At 56.5% G+C, this 24,822-nt stretch carries 23 protein-coding genes; 7 read left to right on the top strand and 16 right to left on the bottom strand.

Translation table 11 applies throughout. The features are described 5' to 3' along the window. Positions 1-626, bottom strand: a 626-nt coding sequence (locus tag NG99_RS29800; RefSeq protein WP_072017501.1) for a hypothetical protein, incomplete at its 3' end; no start/stop codon positions are given. 224 nt (positions 627-850) lie between these two features. Between NG99_RS29800 and NG99_RS00235 the strand changes: the two genes are divergently transcribed. Next, positions 851-2,053: a CynX/NimT family MFS transporter gene (locus NG99_RS00235; protein ID WP_034887173.1), complete on the top strand. Its 1,203-nt coding sequence runs from the start codon at positions 851-853 to the stop codon at positions 2,051-2,053. Positions 2,054-2,069: 16 nt separating this feature from the next. Here NG99_RS00235 and NG99_RS00230 read toward each other — a convergent pair whose 3' ends face one another. Next, positions 2,070-2,843, bottom strand: a complete 774-nt coding sequence (locus NG99_RS00230; protein WP_034887171.1) for a YdcF family protein — start codon at positions 2,841-2,843, stop codon at positions 2,070-2,072. A 138-nt stretch (positions 2,844-2,981) separates the two neighbouring features. On the opposite strand from NG99_RS00230, the gene NG99_RS00225 reads away from it, so the two are divergent. Beyond that, on the top strand, positions 2,982-3,881 hold the full coding sequence (locus NG99_RS00225; protein WP_034887169.1) for an SDR family oxidoreductase: 900 nt from the start codon (positions 2,982-2,984) through the stop codon (positions 3,879-3,881). A gap of 75 nt (positions 3,882-3,956) precedes the next feature. Here the strand turns inward: NG99_RS00225 and NG99_RS00220 are convergent, their stop codons facing one another. The 4 genes from NG99_RS00220 to NG99_RS00205 all read right to left on the bottom strand — a co-directional run bounded on the left by NG99_RS00220 (position 3,957) and on the right by NG99_RS00205 (position 8,954). Beyond that, positions 3,957-5,429: a pyridoxal phosphate-dependent decarboxylase family protein gene (locus NG99_RS00220; RefSeq protein WP_034887167.1), complete on the bottom strand. Its 1,473-nt coding sequence runs from the start codon at positions 5,427-5,429 to the stop codon at positions 3,957-3,959. Between the two features lie 14 nt (positions 5,430-5,443). After that, entirely contained in the window at positions 5,444-6,826 is a 1,383-nt protein-coding gene (locus tag NG99_RS00215; RefSeq protein ID WP_034887192.1) for a diaminobutyrate--2-oxoglutarate transaminase, read from the bottom strand. Between the two features lie 229 nt (positions 6,827-7,055). Continuing rightward, on the bottom strand, positions 7,056-8,189 hold the full coding sequence (locus tag NG99_RS00210; RefSeq protein ID WP_034887165.1) for a Fic family protein: 1,134 nt from the start codon (positions 8,187-8,189) through the stop codon (positions 7,056-7,058). Between the two features lie 210 nt (positions 8,190-8,399). Continuing rightward, positions 8,400-8,954 carry a flavin reductase family protein gene (locus NG99_RS00205; protein ID WP_034887163.1) on the bottom strand — a complete coding sequence of 185 codons (555 nt, stop codon included), beginning with the start codon at positions 8,952-8,954 and terminating at the stop codon, positions 8,400-8,402. Here NG99_RS00205 and NG99_RS00200 point away from each other — a divergent pair. Next, positions 8,943-9,320 (top strand): SRPBCC family protein, encoded by a 378-nt coding sequence (locus NG99_RS00200; RefSeq protein ID WP_232298134.1) that lies wholly within the window; start codon positions 8,943-8,945, stop codon positions 9,318-9,320. The two genes, NG99_RS00205 and NG99_RS00200, sit on opposite strands and share 12 nt — an antisense overlap. A gap of 45 nt (positions 9,321-9,365) precedes the next feature. Here the strand turns inward: NG99_RS00200 and NG99_RS00195 are convergent, their stop codons facing one another. The 9 genes from NG99_RS00195 to ssuD all read right to left on the bottom strand — a co-directional run bounded on the left by NG99_RS00195 (position 9,366) and on the right by ssuD (position 19,496). Next, positions 9,366-9,686 (bottom strand): YdgH/BhsA/McbA family protein, encoded by a 321-nt coding sequence (locus tag NG99_RS00195; RefSeq protein ID WP_034887161.1) that lies wholly within the window; start codon positions 9,684-9,686, stop codon positions 9,366-9,368. Between the two features lie 289 nt (positions 9,687-9,975). Next, positions 9,976-11,187: an acyl-CoA dehydrogenase family protein gene (locus NG99_RS00190; protein ID WP_034887159.1), complete on the bottom strand. Its 1,212-nt coding sequence runs from the start codon at positions 11,185-11,187 to the stop codon at positions 9,976-9,978. Next, positions 11,180-12,643 carry an MFS transporter gene (locus tag NG99_RS00185; RefSeq protein WP_034887156.1) on the bottom strand — a complete coding sequence of 488 codons (1,464 nt, stop codon included), beginning with the start codon at positions 12,641-12,643 and terminating at the stop codon, positions 11,180-11,182. Before NG99_RS00185 ends, NG99_RS00190 begins: the two co-directional genes overlap by 8 nt. 184 nt (positions 12,644-12,827) lie before the next feature. Further along, positions 12,828-13,703 (bottom strand): MetQ/NlpA family ABC transporter substrate-binding protein, encoded by an 876-nt coding sequence (locus NG99_RS00180; protein WP_034887155.1) that lies wholly within the window; start codon positions 13,701-13,703, stop codon positions 12,828-12,830. Next, complete coding sequence (locus NG99_RS00175; RefSeq protein WP_034887153.1) at positions 13,700-14,404, bottom strand: methionine ABC transporter permease; 705 nt, start codon at positions 14,402-14,404, stop codon at positions 13,700-13,702. The genes NG99_RS00180 and NG99_RS00175 overlap by 4 nt, the downstream gene beginning before the upstream one ends. Continuing rightward, positions 14,401-15,417: a methionine ABC transporter ATP-binding protein gene (locus NG99_RS00170; RefSeq protein ID WP_034887151.1), complete on the bottom strand. Its 1,017-nt coding sequence runs from the start codon at positions 15,415-15,417 to the stop codon at positions 14,401-14,403. Before NG99_RS00170 ends, NG99_RS00175 begins: the two co-directional genes overlap by 4 nt. Then, positions 15,414-16,823, bottom strand: a complete 1,410-nt coding sequence (locus NG99_RS00165; RefSeq protein ID WP_034887149.1) for an LLM class flavin-dependent oxidoreductase — start codon at positions 16,821-16,823, stop codon at positions 15,414-15,416. Before NG99_RS00165 ends, NG99_RS00170 begins: the two co-directional genes overlap by 4 nt. A gap of 72 nt (positions 16,824-16,895) precedes the next feature. Continuing rightward, positions 16,896-18,305 (bottom strand): FAD/NAD(P)-binding protein, encoded by a 1,410-nt coding sequence (locus tag NG99_RS00160; protein WP_034887148.1) that lies wholly within the window; start codon positions 18,303-18,305, stop codon positions 16,896-16,898. A gap of 18 nt (positions 18,306-18,323) precedes the next feature. Continuing rightward, the gene (gene ssuD, locus NG99_RS00155; RefSeq protein WP_034887146.1) at positions 18,324-19,496 is read right to left on the bottom strand and encodes an FMNH2-dependent alkanesulfonate monooxygenase; all 1,173 of its coding nucleotides are present in this window, start codon (positions 19,494-19,496) and stop codon (positions 18,324-18,326) included. Between the two features lie 274 nt (positions 19,497-19,770). On the opposite strand from ssuD, the gene NG99_RS00150 reads away from it, so the two are divergent. Together NG99_RS00150 and NG99_RS00145 are read left to right on the top strand one after the other, a co-directional pair. Continuing rightward, the gene (locus NG99_RS00150; RefSeq protein ID WP_034887145.1) at positions 19,771-21,660 is read left to right on the top strand and encodes a sigma-54-dependent Fis family transcriptional regulator; all 1,890 of its coding nucleotides are present in this window, start codon (positions 19,771-19,773) and stop codon (positions 21,658-21,660) included. Positions 21,661-21,754: 94 nt separating this feature from the next. Beyond that, entirely contained in the window at positions 21,755-22,702 is a 948-nt protein-coding gene (locus NG99_RS00145; RefSeq protein WP_034887143.1) for a sulfonate ABC transporter substrate-binding protein, read from the top strand. Positions 22,703-22,756: 54 nt separating this feature from the next. Here the strand turns inward: NG99_RS00145 and NG99_RS00140 are convergent, their stop codons facing one another. Then, entirely contained in the window at positions 22,757-23,203 is a 447-nt protein-coding gene (locus NG99_RS00140) for a MarR family winged helix-turn-helix transcriptional regulator (protein ID WP_034887141.1), read from the bottom strand. Between the two features lie 78 nt (positions 23,204-23,281). Here NG99_RS00140 and NG99_RS00135 point away from each other — a divergent pair, with 78 nt between their 5' ends. Continuing rightward, the gene (locus NG99_RS00135) at positions 23,282-23,860 is read left to right on the top strand and encodes a class I SAM-dependent methyltransferase (RefSeq protein ID WP_034887140.1); all 579 of its coding nucleotides are present in this window, start codon (positions 23,282-23,284) and stop codon (positions 23,858-23,860) included. A 61-nt stretch (positions 23,861-23,921) separates the two neighbouring features. Beyond that, positions 23,922-24,797 carry a LysR substrate-binding domain-containing protein gene (locus NG99_RS00130; RefSeq protein ID WP_034887138.1) on the top strand — a complete coding sequence of 292 codons (876 nt, stop codon included), beginning with the start codon at positions 23,922-23,924 and terminating at the stop codon, positions 24,795-24,797. Positions 24,798-24,822: the final 25 nt, after the last annotated feature.

Genomic DNA, 24,822 nt, shown 5'->3' with positions numbered 1-24,822 from the left:
GTCGTGGAGGCTGCGTTCTGGCTGGCGTCTGTTGAGGTTGCCGCTGCAGGCGTAGTCGTGGAGGCTGCGTTCTGGCTGGCGTCCGTTGACGTTGTCGCTGCTGACGTAGTCGTGGAGGCCGCGCTCTGGCTGGTATCCGTTGAGGTTGCCGCTGGCTGCGTCGTTACCGCCGCGTTTTGATCGGGCGTGGCCTCTGGTTTTGCTGGTTCAGCGGCGGGCGCCGGGGCTGGAAGCTTGGTGACGCCCTCTTTGGCAAAGACCGGTTTGTCTTTAGTAACCGAATAGGCAATCTGCGTCGATTCGCCCGCTGCCGTGGTGACTTCCAGCGCGGGGATCGTTACCCGGCCCAGGCCCAGCATGGTAGCCGCATAGCCACCTACCTTGTGCTTACCGGCGGGCACGCGAACCTCGGTGTTCTGACCGGCGATCAGCGGTCCGGCATCGTTGCCGTCAATGGTCAGGAAGATATCGGAGCCATCGTCGGCACGGGTCATTACATGCGACACGTTAATCTGTGAAGGGCCTTTAAAATAATTATCAGGCTGATCGCTGGCTGTTTGATGTTTAGCGCAACCGGTGAGCGTTACGACGGCCGTTAAAGCGGCCAGGGTGAAACGATAAGACATTATACCTCGCTATCCTGTGTTGGCTTTGAGACCCCATTTTAACGCTACTGCGCGCCGGAATACAGCAGGCTGGCGTTAGGGTTCCTCTCAAAAAATGTTTGGAATAGTAAATAGCGCTGTGTATTATTCCCCCAGACATCAGGACTATGCTCCTTTTGCGTAAGCGTTAACGTCAATCAACGCACTATCAGCAGGCGCTTTCCTGCTTTTCGTGCGAAGGTAATATGGCTCAGACTGACTCCTCAATCCGTTCCTCTGCTGTTTCCAGCTCCGGCTATTTTTTGTTTGTGCTGCTGATTACTGCGGCGAACTTACGTACCCCAATTGCCGCCACTGGCCCGATTCTGGACAATATCTGCCAGACATTTGGCCTGAATCCCTCGCAGGCGGGCCTGCTGAACTTTATTCCGCTGCTGATGTTTGCCGTCCTGGCACCGGTTTCTGCCGCGCTGGGCAACCGCTTCGGGCTGGAGAGAACGCTGTGGTGTGCGCTGTGGCTAATCACGTTGGGGTCCGTGCTGCGTATCAGCGATGGCGAGACCGGGCTTTGGCTGGGAACCTGGGTGCTGAGCTCAGGTATCGCGGCGGCCAATGTGCTGCTCCCTCCGCTGATTAAGCGTGATTTTCGTGAGCACACGGCCAAATATATTGGCCTGTACGCCACCACCATGGCGATCTCCGCCGGACTGGCCTCTGGCGTGGCGGTTCCGCTGGCGGAAATGACCCAGGCTGGCTGGACGCTGTCGCTGGGCGTCTGGCTGCTGCCTGCCGGAATTGCGCTGCTAGCCTGGCTACCGCCGCTGAAAAATCATGCCCAACCGCAGCACGCGTCCCAGAAAGCTTCTGCCGCCAGGCTGAAAAATCCCTGGGGATCGCTGCTGGGCTGGCAGGTGTCGCTTTTTATGGCGCTCCAGTCGATGGCTTTCTATACCCTGATTACCTGGTTCACGCCCTATGCCCAGGCTAACGGATTTAGCCAGCAGGCCGCTGGATGGCTGCTGTTCGTTTATCAAATCGTGGCGGTGGCTTCGAACTTTGCCTGTATGGCGGCGCTGAAGAGGCTGCCCGATCAGCGCCTGCTGGGGTTTGTCTGTTCGCTGGCGATTTTTATCGGGCTGGCAGGATTATGGCTGGCGCCGCATTTTGCCGCGCTGTGGCTGATTATCGCCGGTTGCGGGGCGGGAGCCTCAATGGTGACCTGCCTGACGCTATTCAACCTGCGGGCCGCCGATCATCGTCAGGCTTCCCAACTTTCCGGCATGGCGCAGTGCGTTGGCTATGCTCTGGCTGCGCTGGGACCGCTCTTTTTCGGCGTGCTGCATGAGCACAGCGCGGGCTGGACGCTGCCTCTTGGCGTCCTGACCGCGATGAGCCTGCTGCAAACGATCGTAGCCCCGCTGGCTGGAAGGAAAGCGCAGATTGGCTGAACGGCGGGAAAGACGTTCAGCGCACCAGTTTAGCCAGCTCCGGCCGGTTCACCAGGCGTAACCATGCCTGGTGAACCGCGTCAGGAAGGTCAACGTGCCCAATAAACCCCTGTCCCGCCGGACCATAACCTTCGGCATCATCGCGCAGCCTGCGAATTTCGCCCAGCGTCATGGCGACAAAGCGATCCACTGACCACAGCCCCTCAGCCGTTTCTGCGCCAGCAATGCGCAGCCCGCCGTCCGTTTTCTCCAGGTAGGGGATAAATACCGGCCAGCTGATAAACGTGGCTGAGACGCCGTGGCTGGCCCAGGTGTAGCGGTAAGTTTCTACGGTTCTGCGCTGCATCAGCGGGTCCTGGACCAGGATGATGCGCTGCGGCCGCTCGCCCAGCGTTAATAGCATTTGCAGGCTGAACGCCGCATTTTCGCCACAGTTACGCGATTTATTTTCCAGCAGAAGCCGATCGCTGCTGAGATTAAATGCGCTTGTTGCCAGCTCTGCCAGCAGTTCCGCTTCACTGGCGCCCGCAAAGCGAAGCGTTCCATACTGCTGGCTTGCCGTCAGCGCATTACGCAGCAGTTCAGTCGAGTGGCCTGTGCCGCCGCTGATCAGCAGGGGAAGCGACGTCTGCGCCAGCAGGGCGAACGCACCGGCAATATTTGGCAGCACCGCATGACCCGCAAGGATCATCAAATCGGCTTCGCTGGCTTGCTCAGTATTAAAATCATCCTCGGCCAGCCAGTAGGCGAGGGTATTCAGGTCTGCAACATCACTAGCGGATAAATTCATATTCTGGCTCTTGTGGTTAGTGGCTCCGGTTGGTTTGCCATCCCGATCCTGTTAGTCCCTATACTACGATAAAGTCACTACTTTTCCCTTTGCGCCTTCAGGGTAACACTATCCTTCACTCAACAAGGGAGGTAACTGATGCTTGTATTTCTGACTGGCGCGACGGGATTCATCGGGTCGCGAATTGTTACTGAACTGCTTGCGGCGGGACATCAGGTTCTTGGTCTGACAAGATCCGACGCCGGGGCTGAGGCGCTTGCGGCCGCAGGGGTGGAAGCGTATCGCGGTTCACTGGAGGATCCTGACAGTCTGCGCGCCGGAGCGGCAAGGGCGGATGCGGTGATTCATACCGCTTTTGACCATAACTTCGCCAACTTTGCCGCCAACTGTGAAAAAGATCGCCGCGTTATTGAAGCCCTGGGCGACGTGCTCAAAGGCTCCGATCGTCCGCTGCTTATTACTTCGGGCACCGGCATGGGAGAAGTAGGAAATGGGCAGCCGGCCAGGGAGGATGTGTTCAACGATCGGCATCCCAATCCGCGTATTCTCTCAGAGAAGACCGGGAATGTGTTGCTGGAGGCAGGCGTTGACGTGCGGGTGATTCGTCTTCCTCAGGTGCACGATACGGTTAAACAAGGATTAATTACGCCGTATATCGGCATTACCCGCGAGAAGGGCGTGGCGGCCTATGTCGGCGATGGTGCTAACTGCTGGCCTGCCGGTCACGTTCTGGATGTGGCTAAGCTCTATCTGCTGGTGCTGGAAAAAGGCCAGAAAGGCGGCCGGTATCACGCCGTGGCAGAGCAGGGCATTTCGTCGCGTGAGATAGCGGAAGTGGTTGGTGCAGGGCTTGGCCTGCCGGTGGTGTCTCTGAAGCCAGAGCAGGCTGCTGAGCATTTTGGCTGGTTCGCCATGTTTGCCAGCCTGGATCTTAGCGCTTCCGGTACGTGGACCCAGCAGCAGCTGGGTTGGAAGCCTTCGGGGCCGGGGCTGATCGCAGATCTGAAGGGGATGGATTATTCCCACCCGATCAACTAAGCGCCAGCGTCTGGCATAAAAAAAAGCCGCTCACAGCGCTGTGAGCGGCTTTTTTATGGCTTGCCGACAGGCTGATTATGCAGCCAGCAGCGCCTGACCGGTGCTTTCAACCAGCGCCAGCAGGGTTTTAATGTCTTCCAGCGTCACCGTTGGGTTCAGCAGGGTCATTTTCAGACAGGTTACGCCGCCTGATTCGGTTACGCCAACGTTGGCGCGGCCTGAGTCAAGCAGCGCATCGCCGATCCGCTGGTTAAGCAGCGCCAGAGCCGCATCGTCCGCGATCGTCGAAGCGGTCGGGCGATAGCGGAACAGCACGCTGGCCAGCTGAGGCTGCATGACCAGTTCCAGCGAAGGCTGTTCGCTGACGTAGTGAGCAACCTGCTGCGCCAGCGTGACGCCATGATCGATGATCTGCGCATACTGTTTCTGTCCTAACGCTTCGAGCCCCATCCAAAGTTTCAGCGCATCGAAACGGCGGGTGGTTTGTAGCGATTTAGAGACCAGATTCGGCACGCCCTGAGCCTCGTCGAACTCTGAGTTCAGGTAGGCCGCCTGGTAGCGCATCAACTCATAGTGACGGGCCTCTTTCAGCAGGAAGGCGCCGCAGCTGATGGTCTGGAAGAACTGCTTGTGGAAGTCCAGGGTAACCGAATCCACCAGCTCAATGCCGTCCAGATAGTCACGGTACCGCTCAGACAGCAGCAGCGCGCCGCCCCAGGCCGCATCAACATGCACCCAGATCTGCTGTTCAGCTGCCAGCCCGGCAATAGCCCGCAGCGGATCGATAGCGCCCGCGTCGGTGGTTCCCGCCGTGGCGACGATAGCCAGAATCTGCTCGCCGTTGGCTTTCGCCTGCGCCAGTTTCTCGCGCAGATCGTTCACATCCATTCGCGCGAAGGCATCGGTTTTCACCAGCGTCACCGACTGATAGCCAAGGCCGAGCAGCGCCATATTCTTCTGCACCGAGAAGTGAGCATGTTCAGAGCAGAAGACTTTAATCTTCTTCAGGTTGCCGACCAGGCCATCCTGCTGAATCGAGTGTCCCTGACGGGCAAAGAAGGCATCGCGCGCCAGCATCAGTCCCATCAGGTTGCTCTGCGTTCCGCCGCTGGTGAATACGCCCGCATCGCCAGCCTGATAGCCAACCTGGCTACGCAGCCATTCAATCAGCTTCATCTCGATGATGGTTGCTGACGGGCTTTGATCCCAGGAGTCCATGCTCTGGTTAGTGGCGTTGATCAGCACCTCAGCGGCCTGGCTGACCACCAGGCTTGGGCAGTGCAGGTGAGCAACGCACTGCGGATGGTGTACCGACAGGCTGTCTTTCAGGAAGAACTCAACCGCACGCTCAATGGCGGCCTGGTTGCCCAGGCCCTGAGGGTTAAAATCCAGCGTAATGCGCTCGCGCAGTTCGGCAACGGACTTGCCCTGATACATCTCAGGCTGCTGTAGCCACTGCACAACGGCCTTGCTGCTCTGCTCGATCGCCTGTTTGTAGGCTTCGGTGCTTTGCGCGGAGGCCGCGAGAATAGGGTTTAACCCGGACATCAACTTCACTCCACTCAAACCGGTTTGACGCCTGCTAATAACAGCGCGTTTTCAAATTTATCCAGGAACACACAGAGTTCCTCATTGGTGATCAGCAGGGAAGGCAACAGGCGCAGCACGCAGCCGTTACGGCCCCCGCGCTCAAGGATCAGCCCGGATTCGAAACATTTTTTCTGTAGCAGCGCAGACAGCTCGTCGTCAGCAGGATAGCTGCCCATATGATCCGGCGCTTCGTTGGGTTTGACGATCTCCATGCCGATCATCAGACCCAGGCCACGAACGTTGCCAATCACCGGATAGCGTTTCTGCAGCTCGGCCAGTTTGCCTTTCAGCCATTCTCCCTGGGCAGCCACTTTTTCAGCGATGTTGTGTTCTTTAAGGTATTTGATGGTCGTCAGGCCGGTGGCCATAGCCAGCTGGTTACCGCGGAACGTGCCGGTGTGGTGACCCGGTGACCAGACGTCAAATTCTTTCTTAATTCCCAACACGGCCAGCGGCAGGCCGCCGCCAACGGCTTTCGACATTACGATGATGTCCGGCTCGATGCCAGCGTGCTCGAAGGCAAACTGCTTGCCGGTCCGGCAGAATCCAGCCTGAACCTCATCGAGGATCAGCAGGATGCCGTGCTCGCGGGTGACCTTACGAATGCATTGCAGCCACTCGGCCGGAGCCGGGTTCGCGCCGCCTTCGCCCTGAAGGGCTTCAAGGATCACGGCCGCAGGCTTGCGCACGCCGCTTTCAACGTCGTTGATCAGGTTTTCGAAGTACCAGGTCAGCGCTTTTACGCCAGCGTCACCACCAATGCCCAGCGGGCAGCGGTACTGGTGTGGGTAAGGCATAAACTGCACTTCCGGCATCATGCCGTTGACCGCTTCTTTCGGGCCCAGGTTGCCGGTCACCGCCAGCGCGCCGTGGGTCATGCCGTGGTAGCCGCCGGAGAAGCTGATCACGCCGGAACGGCCGGTGTATTTTTTCGCCAGCTTCAGCGCGGCTTCTACGGCATCCGCACCTGAAGGACCGGTGAACTGCAGGCAGTACTCTTTGCCCTGGCCTGGCAGTAAAGAGAGCAGGTATTCCGAGAACCGATCTTTTAATGGAGTGGTCAGATCCAGTGTATGTAACGGCAAGCCGCTGGTAATGACACTTTGTATGCTTTGCAGGACGTCAGGATGATTGTGTCCCAGGGCCAGCGTTCCAGCACCGGCCAGGCAGTCAAGATATTGATTATTCTCAACGTCGGTAATCCACACGCCCTGCGCTTTAGCGATAGCTAACGGCAGTTTGCGAGGATAACTCCTGACATTTGATTCAAATTCAGCTTGTCTCGCCAAATAGGTCTCATTGTTTGCATTTAAAGAATTCGCACCTAAAGTTTCAATACGGACTTTATCCGTCATCATATCTCTCCTACAACCGGGGCGTCCGTACGTCCTGGATGAATAAGTGGTTAAAAAAGTAGCAACTCAGTGTAAAATCGCGCCCAATATAGGGCTTTTCCTGTCCGACCTCAATGATTAATTTTGTTAAGATTTGTTTACTATTTTTCTATATGAATCATGTCGTTGCAATACACATGTCATCAGTGTGGGTTTTCGCGTCGGCACAGGTGCTTTGCGGCAGGTTTTTTTAGCGGAGGGCAAACTCAGCAGCGATCTGATAACGCGTGCTGCGGCCACCGCCTTCCAGCTTTTCAATACAGCCTTTTTCCAGCAGATCGCTCAGATGGCGTGTTGCCGTCGCTTTACTCACTTTTGCCACCTTCTGGTACTGGCTGGCGCTGATACCCGCTTCAAATCCCTGTTCGCCGCCGTCCAGCAGGCGATTTAAGACCTTGCTCTGCTCTTTACTCAGCGTGGTGTTTCGATTGCGCAACCAGAACCGCGCTTTTACCTGAGTGCGGCCAACGCTGGCGATGGCTTCACTGAGGCTTTTATTCAGCGTATCGAGAAACCAGCTCAGCCAGTCAGTGATATCCAGATCGCCTTTTTGCGTCTGCTCAAGAATGCGGTAATAGCTGGCGCGCCTGGTCAGAATAGCGGGGGACATGGCATAAAGTCGGATGCTCTGGCTATCCGCCTGCGACAGTGCCAGGTCGGTCAGCGCACGGGTAATGCGTCCGTTGCCATCATCGAAGGGATGCAGCGTGACGAACCACAAATGGCCGATCGCCGCGCGTAGCAAAGGGTCGAGCAGCACGTCATGCTGACTGCTGGCAAACCAGTCGATAAACTGTTGCAGCTGCTGCTCCAGTCCGTCGCGCGGAGGCGCCTCGAAATGGACCACCGGTCTGTCGATGCGGCCTGACACTACCTGCATGGTGTCGCTGCCGCGCAGGACGCCAACGCCCAGCGTATGCACGGACTTTTCATCCTGAGGGAACAGCCACCGGTGCCACTGACAAAGTCGTTCAGTGGTCAGCGGCTGCTCCCGGTTATCGATGGCGTCCAGCATCATGGCGGCAAGGCCTTCAGAGCGGTCGGAAACCGGCCAGGGCTGCGCTTCGGTTACGCCTAACCGGCGGGCCAGCGAGGAGCGTACCGACAGGGCGTTCACCTTTTCCTCTTCAATAGCCGAGGAGGAAAGGATATTCGCCAGTAGCGTATCCAGCGTCTGCTGCGATTCATCATCCGGTTGCAGTCCCGCGCGGCCGAGCAGCAGCCCGCGCTGCTGCTGAATTTCACGCAGGCGCGGCAGTAGCTCAGCGTCTTGCCAGTGGAAACGCGGCCACTCCGGGTGCTGCCATATCCATCGTGATGTCATCTTTGCCGACGCCCTCTGAGGAGAATGAGCCGATTAACGTAACTTTTGGCTCGCAGGATGAGCCGAATAAGAAGGTTATTCGGCTCACTACATGAGCCGAATATAGCAACTAATCGGCTCACAGGCTAGTGAGGCTCGGTTTGTCTCCGGCAAGAGCAGACTTCTTTCCGCTGGTGCTGCCCAGAAGAGGAGCCTGAGCCTGGGGTCAGATCACATAAGATAGCGCCATTTCACCATCCGCTGGTGCAGATCGATCTGCTCGCCATCCACGCTGAAGCGCCCGTCGCCCTGATGATGTATCAGCCGCTTTTCCTCTTTCTCGTTGTCGATCCAGATACGCTGGACTTCGAGAACAAACAGGTTATAGCGGCTTGACCACTCGCTGTCGGAAATGCGGCATTCCAGATTGGCCCAGCATTCGCGCACCAGCGGCGCGCCCACCGTTTCCGCCGCTACGGCGGTCAGACCAAAATGCTGGAACTTATCCATTGTGTCGCCTGAACAGTTGCCAATATCGACGACGGTTTCAGCCAGCTCAACGGTAGGGACCGCCAGCACACATTCGCCGGTTTCCACCAGAGCTCGATGGCTGTGATCCCAGGGGCCGATAATGACGCCGACCAGGGCAGGCTCATGCTGCATCATCATATGGAATCCCATGGTCATCAGGTTGGCCTGGCCGTCCACACCGCGTGTAGACACCAGTACGATGGGCCCGGATTCGAGAATGCGATGGGCCTTTTCAGCGGGGAAATGATCAAACATGACAAATCTCCTGATGCGTTAACCACGGGCTGTCACAGCTCGCAGAGGGTTGTTAAGATTACGGTGGGTTTCCCGATGAGCCTGGTGGTCACGGAATGTGAACCGTTCCGGCGGCTGGCGTGGGCAACCACGGTTGACGGTGACGAAACAGGGTCGAGTGCCTATCACGGTTGGGTTATTACCCCGACCAGCGAAGGGTGCCATGTGTTAACGGAAGAGACGCAGCAGGGGCCCTGGTTCCTTGAAATGCTCGGTCGTCAGCATCCCGGCGGACTTTACCGCTATCACCAGCAATGGGTGGAATGTCTTGCCCGTGCCGCAGAGGCAGAAGTTTCCCACCGCCGTAATGATACCGCGGTGGGTTAACGAAGTAACGTGACTGGATGGGTTCCGCAATCACCGGCCGGAACGCTAGGGCGCACTGTTTCCCGTATCCATACGGAGCCCATTGATGTAGTAAAGGGTCGCGTTGGCGGCCAGCACATGCTGTTCATCGTTACCCGGCTTATGGGACTCCACCTCGGTAATATGATAGGCAGCGGCACCCGCCTCCAGCGCTTTCTGCACGAAGGCATCGTTCAGCTCTTCCATCGACGTGACCCAACTGACTGATGCCAGCCCGTTAGGTTTGAGGGAGGCTATCTCATGATGAGATAAGCCCGCACGAATAATCACGGGCTTAACGGTCTGGCGTGAAAATATAGATAAAACATCATTCACTAATTCTTTCATGATCCTGCTCTCCGGTGTTGAACATTAAAGCCGGTTATTTGCAAAAGGGTAACGACCCGATAACGGGTCGTTAAGTAAAGTAACCGTTAACAAATATCGGCGATTGCGCACGTAAGGTGTTGAGCGTCGACAGGCCTAATTAAGCGCTTTTACCGTGGAACCGTTTGACTTTAATTGCTAATTAGATGTTATAAAAATGTTTAGCCACAACTCGGTTAATTAACAATGAAGGTATTTTCAGCCTGTTACATTTTGGCGCGAATTGACACCGCCCGCGGCGGCTAAACCGCTATTCGCCATTGCCTATTTGCCAGATGAAAGTAGGGTCATTGCCGTTGACTTCCCAGTCGCCCACATTGCGTAATTTATAAATCACCGGATTGTGCGACGCCACCGTACGCGCGTTGCGCCAGTGCCGATCGAGTGATTTACTGACGCGGGTATCAGAAGCCCCCAGCGCGTTAAACAGTTCACTGGCCGCGCGCGTCACCAGCTCGACGGCAATCGCCTGCGCGCGAGCTGACTCAACTTCTGCCAGCACGTTAGCGGCGTGAATCCGGGCTTCATCTGCGCCGTCTTGCGCCGCGTCAAAAGCCTGTTGCAGCGAATGCGTCGCGCGCTGCACCGTGGCGTCAACGGCCCAGGCCCAGCTACTGATCTGGCCAACAACCTGTAGCACCTGCACATCCTGTTTAACCAGCCGGGCGTTACCGTGGCTGTATATCCGCTTGCGCAACGCTACGCCCTGAGCCGCATCACGGTTAACCGCGCGTCCGATACCGGCCAGCGTTGCCAGCAACACATGCTGATAAAAGGCGGTCTGGTAACGGAAACGCTCGCTGAAGTCGTAAACATGCGGCTGGGCTACCTGAGCCTGCCTGAAGCGCGTGGTGCCGCTGCCGGTCAGTCGCTGGCCGAATCCATCCCAGTCGTCGTCGCGTTCGACTGCCTCTTGCCGGGTGCTGACCAGGGCAATCACATCGCGGTTGTTATCCGTGCGTTTTGCATAGACATCGATCCAGTCAGCATAGAGCGTGCCGGTGCTGTAGAATTTCTCCCCGTTCAGCCACCATCCGTGCTCTGCTGGCGAGACGGTGGTGATGACCTCTCCCAGCTTAATGCTGCCCGTTTCACTCCAGCCGCTGCCCACCAGCTCACCCTCAATAAAGCGGCTAAACCACTGGCGGCGATCTTCGCTGTCCGGCTGATTGAGCCGGTCTTCGACAAACGCAAAGTGGGCCCGCAGCGCCTGCGGCAGATTTGAGTCTGCCTCGGCCAGCTCGGTCAGCAACTGAAATAACTGCGGCAGGGAAGCGCCAAAACCGCCATGCCGCACCGGGATCCGCAGGGTGCCGAATCGGGCCTCTTTCAGCCAGCGGATGGGTTCCCGGGCCAGCGTCCGGTCGCGCTCCCGTTCAACGGCACCGGCCGCAATACGGGCAAAAATCGGGCGGAAACGCTGCGCCAGTTCGGCGTATTCTGCACTGTTTACTTCAGACATGGTGTTCTCCGTTATCGTGCTGGTCATCAATGTCCTGACGGGTAGGCTCAAAACGAATGATTAGCAGGAAAATGATCGGGATGATTGCCGCAAGGGAGACTATCCAGAACATATTGGTGCCGTAACTGGCCTGTAAAATGGGCAGGATGAATAGCGCCAGCGCGCTGCCGATACCCGACAGAGAACGGCCGAAACCCACGCCGGTCGCCCGAATATGGGTAGGGTAAGAGAGCGCGGGGTAGATCATCATTTGCGCGCCGGGGCCAAAACCTTCGGCAAACAGCCACAGTCCCAGCATCAGAATCGCGAACACCACACCGAGCGTGGCATCAGGATGTCCGATCAGGGCCAGCGAAATCAGCGCGATGAACTGAAGAGCAAAGCCGGCAATCGCCACATGGCGCGACGGGAATTTCCACGCCAGCCGCATCCCCAGCAGTCCGCCGGTGAAGGCAAACAGCGCATTCAGCCCCAGCGAGGCAGAGATTGTTTCAAATACCCCCGCGCCCAAAAACTGCGCCAGAATAGAGGGCAGGAAGAAGGCAATCGCCGTGTATTCGAATGAAATACAGATATTCATCACCGCGGTAACGATGGTGCGCTCACGGTATGGCTTCTGAAACAGGACGCGGAAGCTGACTTTGGGCGGTTTGTGGCTGGCGGCCTCCGGCTGAAGCGGCTTCTCTTCATGGGCAACAATGCCGTAAGAGTCGCGTAAAATGCGCACTGCGCCGCTCAGGTCACCCTGGTTGGCAGCCCACAGCGGCGATTCATTCATAAACTTACTGCGTACTGCAATAATCAACAGTGCCGGAACCGCGCCAAACAGCAGCGAAGCGCGCCATAACCAGTCGATATGCTCCGCAGGCAGTAAGAAGTAGAGCGCGAAGATGATAAAGAAACAGGCCGAAGAGGCGGCATACCACATCGGGCACCAGGCCGCGAGCCGCGCCGCTTTATTACTCTTGCCGGAGAATTTTGAAAATTCGGCCAGATAAGCCATCGCGACCGGTAAATCAATGCCCACGCCGACCCCCATCAGGAAACGCGCGCCAATCAGCACCCAGACGTTCGGAGCAAGGCCGGCGGCTATCGCGGAGACCACGAAGAACAGCATATCCGCCATAAAAACGGAGTAGCGGCCATATTTGTCGGTTAACCAGCCGCCAATTAAATTACCCAGGATGGTGCCGATCATAATTGAAGAGGTAACGAGGCCGGTTAGGGTGGGGGTTAAGCCAAACTCCTTCACCACGTCATCAATGCCGTACGAAAGCGTGGTGAGATCGTAGGCATCAAGAAATACGCCGCCGAGCGCCAGGAAAACAATCCAGCGCGCATAGCTATTTTTCTCGGTATTACTGTTAATTAATCTCGCCACGTCGCTGACGGAACGAACCGGTGTTGAATGCGGCGGCGGTACTGCAATGCCGTCGTCAATATTCAGTGTGCTCATAGTATCCTCGTTATTTTATTGTGCAGGTAACAGGGCAGTTATAAGCAGAATTACCGGCAACAACAAACAACAAAAAAACCTATCTATTGCAATAAAATCAATTACTTGAATTATTTATTTTCGCAAATGGAAATACCGGATGCATCAGGGACGCATCCGGTAAAAGTGAGATAGTTTTCTGACGTTATTCAGCTGAAACGGGGACTAATACGCCTTTTACCAGCGGATCGTCGGTTTCCTTCAGCCACTGTTGTAAACGGGGATCGGCGAAGGCCTGCTTCAGTTTTACAATATTTTCATCCTCTAACCAGGCGTTGCCGATAACCAGCTGTGAAGCAAAGGTTCGCGGCGCAGGCGGAAACAGAATGCCTTTATCACGCGGTACTTTGCCCGCATCGAATTGTGAAACATAGCCGATCGCCGCATCTACAGAATTAAGTGCGCGCGGCATAGTTAACAGATCTAATTCTTTAAAATTAAAATTGTGCGGGTTGTCTTTAATATCTTTGAGTTTCGCGCTACGAGGTTCTACCGCAGGATCGAGACCAATCAAACCAATTCGCTGTAATAACCACAGCGCCTGCGCCTGGTTCGCGCCATCGTCAGGCACCACAATTTCGGCTCCCTGCGGTAAATCCTTAATGTCGCTGTAGCGGTCGGAATAAATACCAAAAGCCCACTGGAATAACGGCATCGTCGAGGTGAGCTGGAATTTATTGGCGTCAACGACCTGCTTAAGCCACCACTGATGTTGATAAACCGTGGCGGCGTACTGACCTTCCGCAACCGCACGGTCCGCCTGCACCGGGTCCTGTAAGCCAACCGCCTCCAGCTTGATACCGTAATCAGGGGCGATATGCTCGCCGACATACTGGATCAGACGCTCTTCGCCCGCCATCGCCGGTTCAAAATGCACTTTGAGCGTGGTGCCAAAGGTTACGGCCCGCTGCTGATGGGCAAAATGGTACCAGGCAAAACCGATCGCCAGGATCAGCACTCCGGCCACAGCCAGCCACGGCCATCTTTTCTGCTTTCTGAGTTCAAAATTTTGATATGTCATGATGACGCTGCTCCCTGAGTAGGTTTAAGTGCCTTAATTAAACGGTCACCCGTAAACTGAATAATCTGAATAGTGGCGATAAGAACAATGATGGTGGCGATCATGATGTGATTATCGAAACGCTGATAGCCGTAAACCACCGCCAGATAGCCGATGCCACCGGCACCGATGGTGCCGGCGATCGCGGAATATTCGATCATCGAGATCAGATTGAGCACGATGGCGGCGACGATAGCCGGTAGCGCCTCGCTGAGCTGAGCTCGCGCAATGATTTGCCAGGTGGAACCGCCGGAAACCAGGCCGACAGCCGTAACCTCGGCAGGAAGTTCACGTAACGCATTCTCAACCAGCCGCGCAAAAAAAGGCGTTCCGGCAATAATCATCGGCACCACCGCCGCAGGAATACCGATCGTGGTGCCGGTCAGCCAAAAGGTGAAGGGGATAATCGCGGCCATTAATACCAGAAAAGGCAGCGAGCGGCCCATATTAGCCGCCCAGCTCAGGCTACGATTGAGCGCTGGCTGCGGAAACAATCCCTGAGACGAGGTATTGAACAGCACGATGCCAAGCAGCCCGCCTAGCGTGATCACAAACAGCATGACAATGCCGACCATCAGCCAGGTTTCGCCATAGGCTGGCAGCATCAGGGCAGGGATATCGCTCCAGGGCGTGTCCTGGCTCATCACCTCGACCGGCTTCATACGGCCTCCCGTAGCGCCGGGCGCTCATCCACCATTTCCGCATGAATGCCAAACTGATGGAGCTGTTGGATCAGCGCCTGCGTTGCCACTGGCTGGTGGGCGAAACGCACGGCGATACGCATCCGGCCAGCCAGCACCTCGCCAACCTGCTCAATATGGGCAGCCAGCACATCGACCTGAAGTCCGTGTTGCTGACTAAGACGGCTGATCCAGTCGGTGGCAACAGGCCGGTTTGCGTAGGTGAGTTGCAGCAGCAGATCGCCAGACGCCGACAGCGGTTGCAGCGGGAAAAGCTGCTCGCCCAGTGACGATGCCTGTCCCGACAGCAGCTCGCGCAGCGTCCCCTGGGTAACCAGTTTGCCCTCCGCAATTTGCGCCACGGCATCTGCCGTTCTGCGCACGACATCCATCTCGTGGGTGATAAGAATGATCGCCAGGCCAAACTGGTCGCGGAGCTGTTTCAGCAGGGTTAAAATCGACGTCGTCGCCTGCGGATCAAGACCTGATGTGGCTTCATCGGCCAGCAATACCGACGGCCTGAGCGCCAGCGCGCGGGCAATCCCAACCCGCTGACGCTGGCCGCCCGAGAGCTGTATCGGATAAAAATCGGCCTTGTCGCTCAGCCCAACGCTTTCCAGCAGCGCGCCGACGTGGCGTTTAATCTCGGCTGGCACCACGCCCAGCCATTCCAGAGGCAGCGCAACGTTTTCCCAGGCGGTTTTGCGCTGTAGCAAGGCGGAGGATTGAAAGACCGTACCAATGGCGCGGCGGCGCTGCCTCAGCGTTTCTCCCGAGAGTTGTGACAGATCCTCGCCGTTTACGCGAATGCTGCCGGAAGTGGGTTTTTCCAACAGGCTGATGCATTTTGCCAGCGTCGATTTTCCCGCGCCGCTCGGCCCAACTACCGCGGTGATGGTGCCTGCGGGCACGGTTAGCGTAATATCTTTTAAGATATCGACGGAATGACCGTGCGGAGCCCGATAGGTTTTGCATAACCCGGCAATTTCAATCATAAAACCTCCGCCGATTTCAGCGGATTTCCGCTAGCCGGTGTCCGACGGTAACCCGCTCCCGGATGCGGTAACGCCAGCCGCGGCCCCTGAGCAAACAGCTTTTCGCGCAGGGTTCCCGGCTGGTAATCCTGCTTATAGACGCCGCGCTTTTGCAGTTCGGGAACAAGCAGTTCAACAACATCACTGAAGGTTTCGTGGGTCACGGCATACGCCAGGTTAAAGCCGTCAACGTCGGTCTCTTCCACCCAGCTTTGCAGCTCATCGGCGACGGTTTCCGCGCTGCCCACCATCAGCGGACCAAATCCACCAATGCCAACCCAGTCGGCCAGCCCCTGGACTGTCCACTGGCGGTCAGGATCGGCGGTAGAGAAGGTTTCTACCGCCGACTGAATGGCGTTGGTATGCAGATGCTTCAGCACCTGGTCCGGCTGATACTGGCCAAAATCGATGCCGGTCCAGCCGGAAATCAGCGCCAGCGCGCCTTCATAGCTGACATAGCGGGTGTATTCCTGCCATTTAGCCTGGGCCGCTTTATCGCTTTCACCGACAATCACCGTTTGCAGGTTAAAGATCAGAATACTGCGCGGGTCGCGGCCCGCTTCTTCTGCACGACGACGAATATCGGCAACCGTTTTCTTCAGCAGCACTTTCGACGGGGCGGCCACAAAGACGCACTCTGCGTGTTCGGCGGCGAAGGCTTTGCCCCGGCTGGAGGCGCCCGCCTGATAGAGCACCGGCGTGCGCTGGGGAGAAGGCTCGCACAGGTGAATGCCGGGGACCTGGAAGAAATGACCCTGATGATTGATGGGATGAATTTTGCTGGGGTCGCTGAACACATGCCGCTCGCGGTCGCGCAGGATCGCGCCGTCTTCCCAGCTGCCTTCCAGCAGCTTATAGATAACTTCTAAATATTCATCGGCGTAGTCGTAGCGGGCATCGTGACCGGTTTGCGATGATTGCCCCAGGTTACGCGCGCCGCTTTCCAGATAGGAGGTGACGATGTTCCAGCCAATACGCCCTTTAGTCAGGTGATCGAGCGTGGACATACGGCGGGCAAAAGGATAGGGGTGCTCGAACGACAGAGAGGCGGTTAAGCCAAAGCCGAGATGTTCCGTCACCAGCGCCATAGGAGTTATCAGCGCCAGCGGATCGTTTACCGGCACCTGGGTCGCGTTACGAATGGCGGCTTCATTATTGCCGTTCAGCACGTCATAAACGCCGAGCACGTCGGCAATGAACAGCCCGTCGAATTTGCCGCGTTCCAGCAGGCGAGCCAAATCGGTCCAGTAGTCGAGATCTTTATACTGCCAGGAACGGTCACGCGGGTGGGCCCATAAGCCTGGGGACTGGTGACCGACACAGTTCATATCGAAGGCATTTAAGCGAATTTCACGTTGCGATGACATAGCAAGCTCCACAGCGGGTTCGGCTATTGCGGGCCGCCCACTTTTCAGTAAGTTTTTTTTATAAGGGGAAAATCAGTCAGTCAGCGAAAAGGGACATCGTTCCCGGTGTGAGGGTGACGAGATGCCAAGCAGCTGCCGCGCCACGGATTCGGCATGTTCCGCCACCTGCGGAAGCCCCATCAACTCGCCAAACCGCGCGCGCGCTGCCGGGCCGGCAACGTACAGATGCAGATTGGTCTTGCCCTGCGCGGTGAGCGTCTGGGAGCGGGCGTTAACGTGAATGCCGAGCGCCAGCGGATCGGCCTGGATTACGCCATCGTCAGCGAGCTGACGCAGCAGCGCCTCACTGTTGAGCAGCGCGCCGTGTGCCGGGCCGGTGGTGACAATCACCCGGTCAACGACAAGATCCTCAATGGCTGCGCCTCGCGGTTGCAGCGTCAGCCGAATGCTGCCGTTATCATCCTTTGCGGCTTGCAGGCGCGCGGCAGTAACGCTCAGTTGCCCGCTGCCCTGCAACTGGTTTAATTCCGCGCTCACCTGCGGGGCAATGCGGTAACGATGAACATCCCACCACGGCCGCAGGTGGCGCAGGAAGCGACGCTGTTCATTCAGCGACAGGGTCTGCCAGATAGCCTGGCCCTGACGGCGAATATCATCCAGCACCAGTTGCCACGGCAGATCTTCAGCTGCCGCGCGTGCCACTTCCTGGCGAATTCGCCGTAGCCAGGCTCGCGCGCTGGCAACCTGCGGTTGGCGATAATCCAGCGTCCGGTTCTCATACTGCCCGCTAAGATTGGTACGCGGCAGCTGTCCACGGCGCGAAAACGCAGTAATGCTGCCGAGGTGTCCCTGACCATGCAGCGAGGCGACCACGTCGGACATGGTTAATCCTGTACCGACGATCGCCACACGGTCGTGAGTCTTGACGCTGGACAGCGCATCAGGCTGCCAGGGATCGGCAATCAAACGTTCGTGACCCTGTAACGTTTTCAGGCTGCCGGGAAGCGCAGGAGGAGGGTGGCTGATTGCCAGTACCACCTCATCGGCCTGATACTTTTCACCTGAGGCGGTAGTAACCACGCCATCGCGCAGGGATACCGCGCGATCGCACAGATGCTGGAGTTTCACCGCCGAGCGCTTCTTTTCCTGCAAAAATTGCTCATTCACCCAGCGACCAAACTGCCCACGCTGCGGATAGACATTGCCATCACTCCACAGCGCGTTGCGATCGGCCTTAAACCCCGGAGAGTCACGGTACCAGCGATCGAAAGCGCCATCTTCATCACCGGCAAGCTGCATACGCGATGCCGGAACGTTGATACGGTGCGCGGGATCGCTGGTGCTGTAGGCCACGCCCTGCGCCAGCTGCGGTCGCGGCTCAATCACCGTTACCTGCAACCCTGCGGAGCCGAGACGCGCCAGATGAACCGCCAGCGCCGTGCCGGTAAATCCGCCGCCAATAATGATAATGTGCTTTGACATGCGTCTCCTTCCTGGGGGTTAACTGGCGCTGACCGATTTTTGCGGACGGCGGTCGCCGCCAATGGTCTCACCGAAAGGGCCAGTGTTAACGTTGCGCTGCTTTTTCTCTGCATTTGCAGCCAGCGGCAGCAGCGGCATAACCAGTTCTGCAAAGCGGTGGGCCTCTTCCAGATGCGGATAGCCGGAGAAAATAAAGTTCTCGATGCCCAGCGCCTGGTATTCGCGAATGCGCTCCGCAACCTGTTCGGGACTGCCGACCAGAGCCGTACCGGCGCCGCCACGGACCAGGCCGACGCCTGCCCACAGGTTCGGCCCGATGCGAAGCCCGTCGCGTGAGCCGCTGTGCAGCGCGCTCATGCGGGCCTGACCCGTCGAGTCCATACGTGCAAATATTTTCTGCGCGGCGGCAATAGTATCGTCATCCAGGTGGGCAATCAGGCGATCTGCCGCCGCCCAGGCTTCCTCTTCCGTCTCGCGGACGATGACATGCAGGCGAATACCGTAGGAGAGGGTGCGTCCCTTTTCCTGCGCCCGTTTACGCACCACCGCCAGCTTTTCGGCCACCTGCTCAAGCGGTTCACCCCAGGTCAGGTAAGTATCGATCTGATTTGCGGCAACGTCGATGGCCTCTTCAGAGGAGCCGCCAAAATAGAGCGGTGGTCCGTCCTGTTGGACCGGCGGGAAGAGGATTTCGGCGCCTTCAACGCGGATATGGTCGCCTGAGAAGTCGACTTTCTCCCCCTTCAACAGCCGGGAATAAACCTCAAGGAACTCTCTGGTGACCTGATAGCGTTCGGCATGGTCGAGAAAGATGCCGTCGCCTTTGTTTTCTACCGGGTCACCACCGGTAACCACGTTGATAATCAGACGTCCTTCTGACAGGCGATCCAGCGTGGCGGCCATCCGTGCGGCCAGGCTGGGCGGCTGTAAGCCAGGCCGCACGGCGACCAGATAGCGTAGCTTTTTGGTAATTGGCGCCAGCGCTGAGGCTACCAGCCAGGAATCTTCACAGCTTTTGCCGGTGGGGATAAGCACACCGTAATAGCCGAGGTTGTCCGCCGCCAGCGCAACCTGTTGCAGGTAAGGTAAATCAACGGCTCTGCCTCCCTGGGTGGTGCCCAAATAGCGACCATCGCCGTGAGTCGGTAGAAACCAGAACAGGTTGAGGTTTGCCTGCGCAACATTACTCATAAGTTACTTCCCTTATAACGATATCTGAATTTAATACATAGAGAGTGACGCTTTGGTTATATGGCTGTAAGCAGCTATCGTGCCAGCTACGGTAAAAGTATTTTTTCCATAAAATTCAATAAGAAATAAATCCATGCCCGTCGGGTGGCGTGCTGCAAATGCAGCAACAGTGATAACACCCTGCTGCATTTGCAGCAGTCAGGCTTATTTTTCCGCTCGTTTTCGTCGGGCGCTGACGATATTGTCATGGCCTGTTATGACTCCGGACAACGCCATGCCGAACTCAACGCCTGATTTAATTGACCCTGCCTCGCTGGCTTTTAAAACTGTGCTCGACCAGCTTGCGCCAACGGACGCGACGGTGCTGATTATTGGAGAGACGGGAACGGGGAAAGAGGTGATGGCGCGTTATCTGCATTATCACAGCCAGCGTCGTCAACATCCTTTTGTCGCCGTTAACTGCGGTGCACTGACTGAAAGCCTGGCCGAGTCAGAGCTGTTTGGCCATGAGAAGGGGGCTTTTACCGGCGCGATGGATCGCCATCAGGGTTGGTTTGAAGCCGCTGAGGGCGGCACGCTGCTACTTGATGAGATTGGCGAGTTAAATCCGTCGCTTCAGGTTAAGCTGCTGCGGGTGTTGCAGGAGCGCGAGATTACGCGGGTTGGTTCATCCCGAACGGTGAAAGTTAACGTCCGGGTGATTGCCGCAACGAATATCGATTTGGCGGTGGCGATACGTGAACGCCGGTTTCGCGAAGATCTCTTTTACCGGCTCAACGTTGCCAGCGTGACCCTGCCGCCGCTGCGTCAGCGCAGTGAAGATATTCCGCTACTGGCCCGACACTTTTTGCAGCTGTATGCCCGCCGCCTGGGACGTCCACAGTTAAGCCTTAGCGACGAAGCTATCGCCACATTGGTGGATTATCCGTGGCCCGGCAACATTCGTGAGCTGGAAAACACGCTGCACAATGCCGTGCTGCTGAGCAAAGAGTCGCAGGTCACCTCTCAGCAGCTGCGGCTGGGCACGCTCGCCGCGAATGACACGTCTGCGGGAGAGGATAAGCTCGACAGTTTCCTGCGTCAGCAGTTGCAGGAGAGCGACGGTCCGCTCTATCCCCGCGTGATGTCCTCGCTGGTGAAAAATGCCTATGAGCTGAGCCAGGGTAATCAGCTACAGACGGCCTCTTTGCTGGGCATCAGCCGCAATACGTTGCGTACCCATCTTGGTCATCTTGGCCTGATTAAACCACGTCGTAGCCTGGGCAGCCACGCCAGCCAGCCGCCGCCAGACCGGGCGATACGGGAAAGAGAGTTACGTATTGGTTATCAAAAATTTGGCAATCTGGGGATTCTCAAGGCGCGACAGTCGCTTGAAAAACAGCTGGCCGGGAAGGGCGTCAGCGTATTGTGGAGCGAGTTTCCGGCCGGTCCCCAGCTGCTTCATGCGCTGAACAACCGCGAAATAGACTTTGGCACCACGGGAGAAGTCCCGCCGCTGTTTGCTCAGGCAAATAACAGCTCAATGGTTTACGTCGCGTGGGAACCCGCCGCGCCGCAGAGCGTGGCGCTGATGGTGGCAAAGGATAGCGGAATTGACAGCATTGCGGCGCTGAAGGGCAAGCGCATTGTGGTGAATAAAGGTTCAAACGTTCACTTTCTGCTGCTACAAATCCTCGATGAAGCCGGTTTAGCGCTGGATGATGTGCGAATTGTCTATGCTCCGCCTAAATATCCGCTCACGCCTGGCGAACTGGCTGCTGTCGACGCCTGGATGATGTGGGACCCCCTGCTAAGCGATGCCGAACAGGGCGGGCAGCTTCAGGTTATCGCGAATGGCGTGGGGCGGGTTCATAACCATCAGTTTTATCTTGCCGACCGGGCATTCACCCAGCACTCCGGCGACCTGGTGCAAGTCCTGATGTCTGCTCTGGAACAGGCCGGGCGCTATATTGATGGTCACCGGCGCGAAGCCGCGGCGCTGCTGTCTGTTGAGCTTGGCATCCCCGCTGGCTCACTGGTCCACGCCCTGGAAAGGCGCAGCCATCAAACGCAGCGGATGAATTTAGCCATTATCCGCGAGCAGCAGAGGATCGCCGATCGTTTCTATGCGTTAGGGCTTCTTCCTCGCGCCATAAAAGTGCGTGATGCCGTCTGGCAGCAATGACCATTTTTAGCTAAGCATAGGATTTTTTGTCGCTAAGCCGTTAAGTCCGTGTTTGCTATGTTGCGCTAATTACAACATCACTCAGGAAAAAGAGATGAAGAAACTTTTATTAAGCGCGCTATTCGTTGCTGCGCAGGCCGCTTTTATTTTCAACACGCAGGCGGAAGAGGCACCAAAAACACTCAATATTGGTTTTCAAAAAGCCAATATTTTTGCCCTGCTGAAATATCGGGGGACGCTCGACAGCGACTTTAAAAAGCAGGGCATTGCCGTGCATTGGGTTGAGTTTCCCGCTGGTCCGCAAATGCTGGAAGGGCTGAACGTCGGCAGTATTGATATGGCGGCGACCGGGGACGCGCCCCCAACGATCGCGCAGGCTGCAAAAGCCGATCTGGTTTATCTCGCACACTCTCCGGCAAACCCCAAAACGGAAGCCATCCTCGTCCCGCAGGATTCCGCCATCAAAAACGTCGCCGATCTGAAGGGTAAGCGTGTAGCGCTGAATAAAGGTTCGGATGTTAATTATCTGCTGGTGGCCGCGCTGGAAAATGCCGGGCTGAGTTATAAAGATATTACCCCGGTTTATTTACCGCCGGCAGACGCACGCGCGGCTTTCCAGCGCGGCGCGGTTGATGCGTGGGTTATCTGGGACCCTTATTATGCGGAAGTCGAGACTAACGCTAAGGCGCGCCTGATAAAGAATGCTGAGGGTCTGGTTCCGCATTACACCTTTTATCTGGCCAGCCGTAAGTTTGCCGATACCTATCCTGAAACCGCGAAGCAGGTTATCGATCGGCTTGGCGCCTTAAGTCGCTGGGCCAACCAGAATCAGCAGGAAGCCGCGAAAATCTTATCCCTCTCTACCGGGCTGGCTCAGCCTGTCTGGGAACGTGCGCTGGCGAGAATGCCGTTTGGCGCCGAGCGGATGACGCCGGAAGTGTTTAAGGAACAGCAGAAGCTGGCCGATAAATTTACCCAAATCGGCCTGCTGCCGGTTAAAGTTGATATCAGCAGCGCAACCTGGTCAGAAGATAAAAAGTAAGGTGATGCCCGGGCACTTCGCTGAGGTGCCCGGGAAATGCGTTAGCGGAGCATCTCAGGTCTCAAGGTTTTTTATCATTCGTTGTAATGACGACACGAGCGCAGAACACTCCTCGTCACTCATCCCGTTGGTTGCCTGTTCAACTACATCAAAAAGGCTTTCTTTAACCTGTGGAAGCGTCACCCGCGCCTGCCTGGTAAGCGAAATGTAACTTGATCGTTTATCCACCGGGTGCGGTTTACGCACTATCAGGCCATCCCGCTCCATCCTGACCAGCAAAGCGGCCATTGTCGGTTGTTCAACGCTGGCATAATCCGCCAGCTGCTTTTGTTGCATATCGCCTTTTTCCTCCAGCGCGATTGCCACAGGAAGATAGGCCATACCAAAGTTAAGCGGACGCAGACGTTGTTCAAACGTGCGCATCAGCAGGCGGGATGCCTGATTTATCCAGAAAGTGGCAATGGTTTCTGGTGCCCATTGTGCATTGCGATTGATTTTCATAGTATGCTATGTACTATGTATAGCATGCTATGTACAAGTAAAAATACCGCTTCTCTCAACATCAGATAAGGAATAGATATGGGCGCACCAGATAAAAACAGTGACTTCGATGAGGCGTATCGCTCAGGTATCGGGCATCTTATGTGGACGGATGTCCGTGTTCCGGCGGAGCTTAAAACACTTATTCAGGAAACTTCCCCTGAAAATGCGCTGGAACTTGGCTGCGGTATCGGCCTGTTTTCTGACTATTTCGCCAGGCAGGGGGTCAGGATGACTTCCGTTGACTTCTCAGCCGTGGCGATTCAGAAAGCCCGGGATCGCGTCCGGGAAAATTATCCCTCACCGGATTTTCATGTTGGAGATGTCACTCACCTTGATGGTATCGCTGGACCCTTCGACGTCTCTTTTGACGTAGGCTGTTTTCACTGTCTTGATCTGCCGGGACAGTTAAAATATGCATCTGAAGTCAGTCGCCTTCTGAAGCCGGGGGGAACCCATCTGATCTGGGCGATGGATAATTCTCCCCGGGACATGGAAATGTCACCCGCCGTCATCGCAAAAGTATTTGGCCAGCATTTTGAATTAGTGAGTGCAGAAAAAAAACGCCGGCGCTTTGTCCGGTCGCACTGGTACAGGTTATTAAAAAATCATATTTAATTTAAGCCAGCCAGGACGACTAGAATGCCTGTCATGACATCTATTAAGGCAAATTGACACCATGTCCGTAGCGGAAAATCTTGATATCGAACTCCTGCGTACTTTTATCGCCGTGGCCGATTTGCACACCTTCAGCAAAGCCGGTATCCGTTTAGGGCGAACGCAGGGGGCAGTAAGCCAGCAGATGCAACGGCTGGAAACGCTGGTCGGCACGGCGCTGTTTGAAAAAGAGGGCAGAACCAAACGCCTGACGCAGCATGGCCAGCATCTGCTGAGCTATGCGCGGGATCTGCTGTTACTTAATGATGATGCGCTTCGCTCGTTAAAAGACAGTCGCTTTTCCGGCGTACTGCGTATTGGCTCGCCACATGATGTGGCAGACACCCTGTTGCCGACGCTGCTCAGCCAGATTGCGCGTTGGGCTCCGTCACTCAATATTGAGCTGGACGTTGGCCGCAGCCCCTTTTTGATGGAAGCGCTGCATCGTGGCGAAGTGGATATGACGATTTCAACCCGTTTCGATCCTCAACTGGAAGGCGTGCTGCTAAGAACGTCGCCGACCGTGTGGATCTGTTCAGCGCAGTATCAGCATCGCCCTCATTCTCCACTGCCGCTGATCCTCGCGGACTACCCCAGCATTTTTCGCCGGGTGGCGATTGAGGCGCTGGATGCCGCGCAGGTTCGCTGGACACCGGCTTATACCACCTCCAACCTGTTAGGCATCAAAGCAGCGGTGAAGGCCCGGTTAGGCGTTACCGCACGGAGTATTGAACTGCTGGACAGCGAAATGCGCGTGCTGGGTGAGAGCGATGGCTTGCCCCGTTTGCCAGACACGCAGTTTTTCCTCTGGATAAGGCCCGGCACCAATCAGACGCTGGTAAAGCAGGCGTTTGAACTGTTGGCGAGTGGCTTCAGAGCGCAGCAGCATCCGCAATAATATTAGGTGATGAGGAAAACCTATT

It is taken from the genome of Erwinia typographi, from assembly GCF_000773975.1.
Taxonomy (GTDB): Bacteria; Pseudomonadota; Gammaproteobacteria; order Enterobacterales; family Enterobacteriaceae; genus Erwinia; species Erwinia typographi.
The sequence above is the reverse complement of the archived record's forward strand: the minus strand, read 5'-3'. Positions and strand labels throughout refer to the sequence as shown.

Coding starts and splice junctions, on each gene's coding strand:
- NG99_RS00235 (WP_034887173.1), top strand. CDS start 851: ATGGCTCAGACTGACTCCTCAATCCGTTCCTCTGCTGTTTCCAGCTCC.
- NG99_RS00230 (WP_034887171.1), bottom strand. CDS start 2,843: ATGAATTTATCCGCTAGTGATGTTGCAGACCTGAATACCCTCGCCTAC.
- NG99_RS00225 (WP_034887169.1), top strand. CDS start 2,982: ATGCTTGTATTTCTGACTGGCGCGACGGGATTCATCGGGTCGCGAATT.
- NG99_RS00220 (WP_034887167.1), bottom strand. CDS start 5,429: ATGTCCGGGTTAAACCCTATTCTCGCGGCCTCCGCGCAAAGCACCGAA.
- NG99_RS00215 (WP_034887192.1), bottom strand. CDS start 6,826: ATGACGGATAAAGTCCGTATTGAAACTTTAGGTGCGAATTCTTTAAAT.
- NG99_RS00210 (WP_034887165.1), bottom strand. CDS start 8,189: ATGACATCACGATGGATATGGCAGCACCCGGAGTGGCCGCGTTTCCAC.
- NG99_RS00200 (WP_232298134.1), top strand. CDS start 8,943: ATGATCAAACATGACAAATCTCCTGATGCGTTAACCACGGGCTGTCAC.
- NG99_RS00205 (WP_034887163.1), bottom strand. CDS start 8,954: ATGTTTGATCATTTCCCCGCTGAAAAGGCCCATCGCATTCTCGAATCC.
- NG99_RS00195 (WP_034887161.1), bottom strand. CDS start 9,686: ATGAAAGAATTAGTGAATGATGTTTTATCTATATTTTCACGCCAGACC.
- NG99_RS00190 (WP_034887159.1), bottom strand. CDS start 11,187: ATGTCTGAAGTAAACAGTGCAGAATACGCCGAACTGGCGCAGCGTTTC.
- NG99_RS00185 (WP_034887156.1), bottom strand. CDS start 12,643: ATGAGCACACTGAATATTGACGACGGCATTGCAGTACCGCCGCCGCAT.
- NG99_RS00180 (WP_034887155.1), bottom strand. CDS start 13,703: ATGACATATCAAAATTTTGAACTCAGAAAGCAGAAAAGATGGCCGTGG.
- NG99_RS00175 (WP_034887153.1), bottom strand. CDS start 14,404: ATGAAGCCGGTCGAGGTGATGAGCCAGGACACGCCCTGGAGCGATATC.
- NG99_RS00170 (WP_034887151.1), bottom strand. CDS start 15,417: ATGATTGAAATTGCCGGGTTATGCAAAACCTATCGGGCTCCGCACGGT.
- NG99_RS00165 (WP_034887149.1), bottom strand. CDS start 16,823: ATGTCATCGCAACGTGAAATTCGCTTAAATGCCTTCGATATGAACTGT.
- NG99_RS00160 (WP_034887148.1), bottom strand. CDS start 18,305: ATGTCAAAGCACATTATCATTATTGGCGGCGGATTTACCGGCACGGCG.
- ssuD (WP_034887146.1), bottom strand. CDS start 19,496: ATGAGTAATGTTGCGCAGGCAAACCTCAACCTGTTCTGGTTTCTACCG.
- NG99_RS00150 (WP_034887145.1), top strand. CDS start 19,771: ATGCCGAACTCAACGCCTGATTTAATTGACCCTGCCTCGCTGGCTTTT.
- NG99_RS00145 (WP_034887143.1), top strand. CDS start 21,755: ATGAAGAAACTTTTATTAAGCGCGCTATTCGTTGCTGCGCAGGCCGCT.
- NG99_RS00140 (WP_034887141.1), bottom strand. CDS start 23,203: ATGAAAATCAATCGCAATGCACAATGGGCACCAGAAACCATTGCCACT.
- NG99_RS00135 (WP_034887140.1), top strand. CDS start 23,282: ATGGGCGCACCAGATAAAAACAGTGACTTCGATGAGGCGTATCGCTCA.
- NG99_RS00130 (WP_034887138.1), top strand. CDS start 23,922: ATGTCCGTAGCGGAAAATCTTGATATCGAACTCCTGCGTACTTTTATC.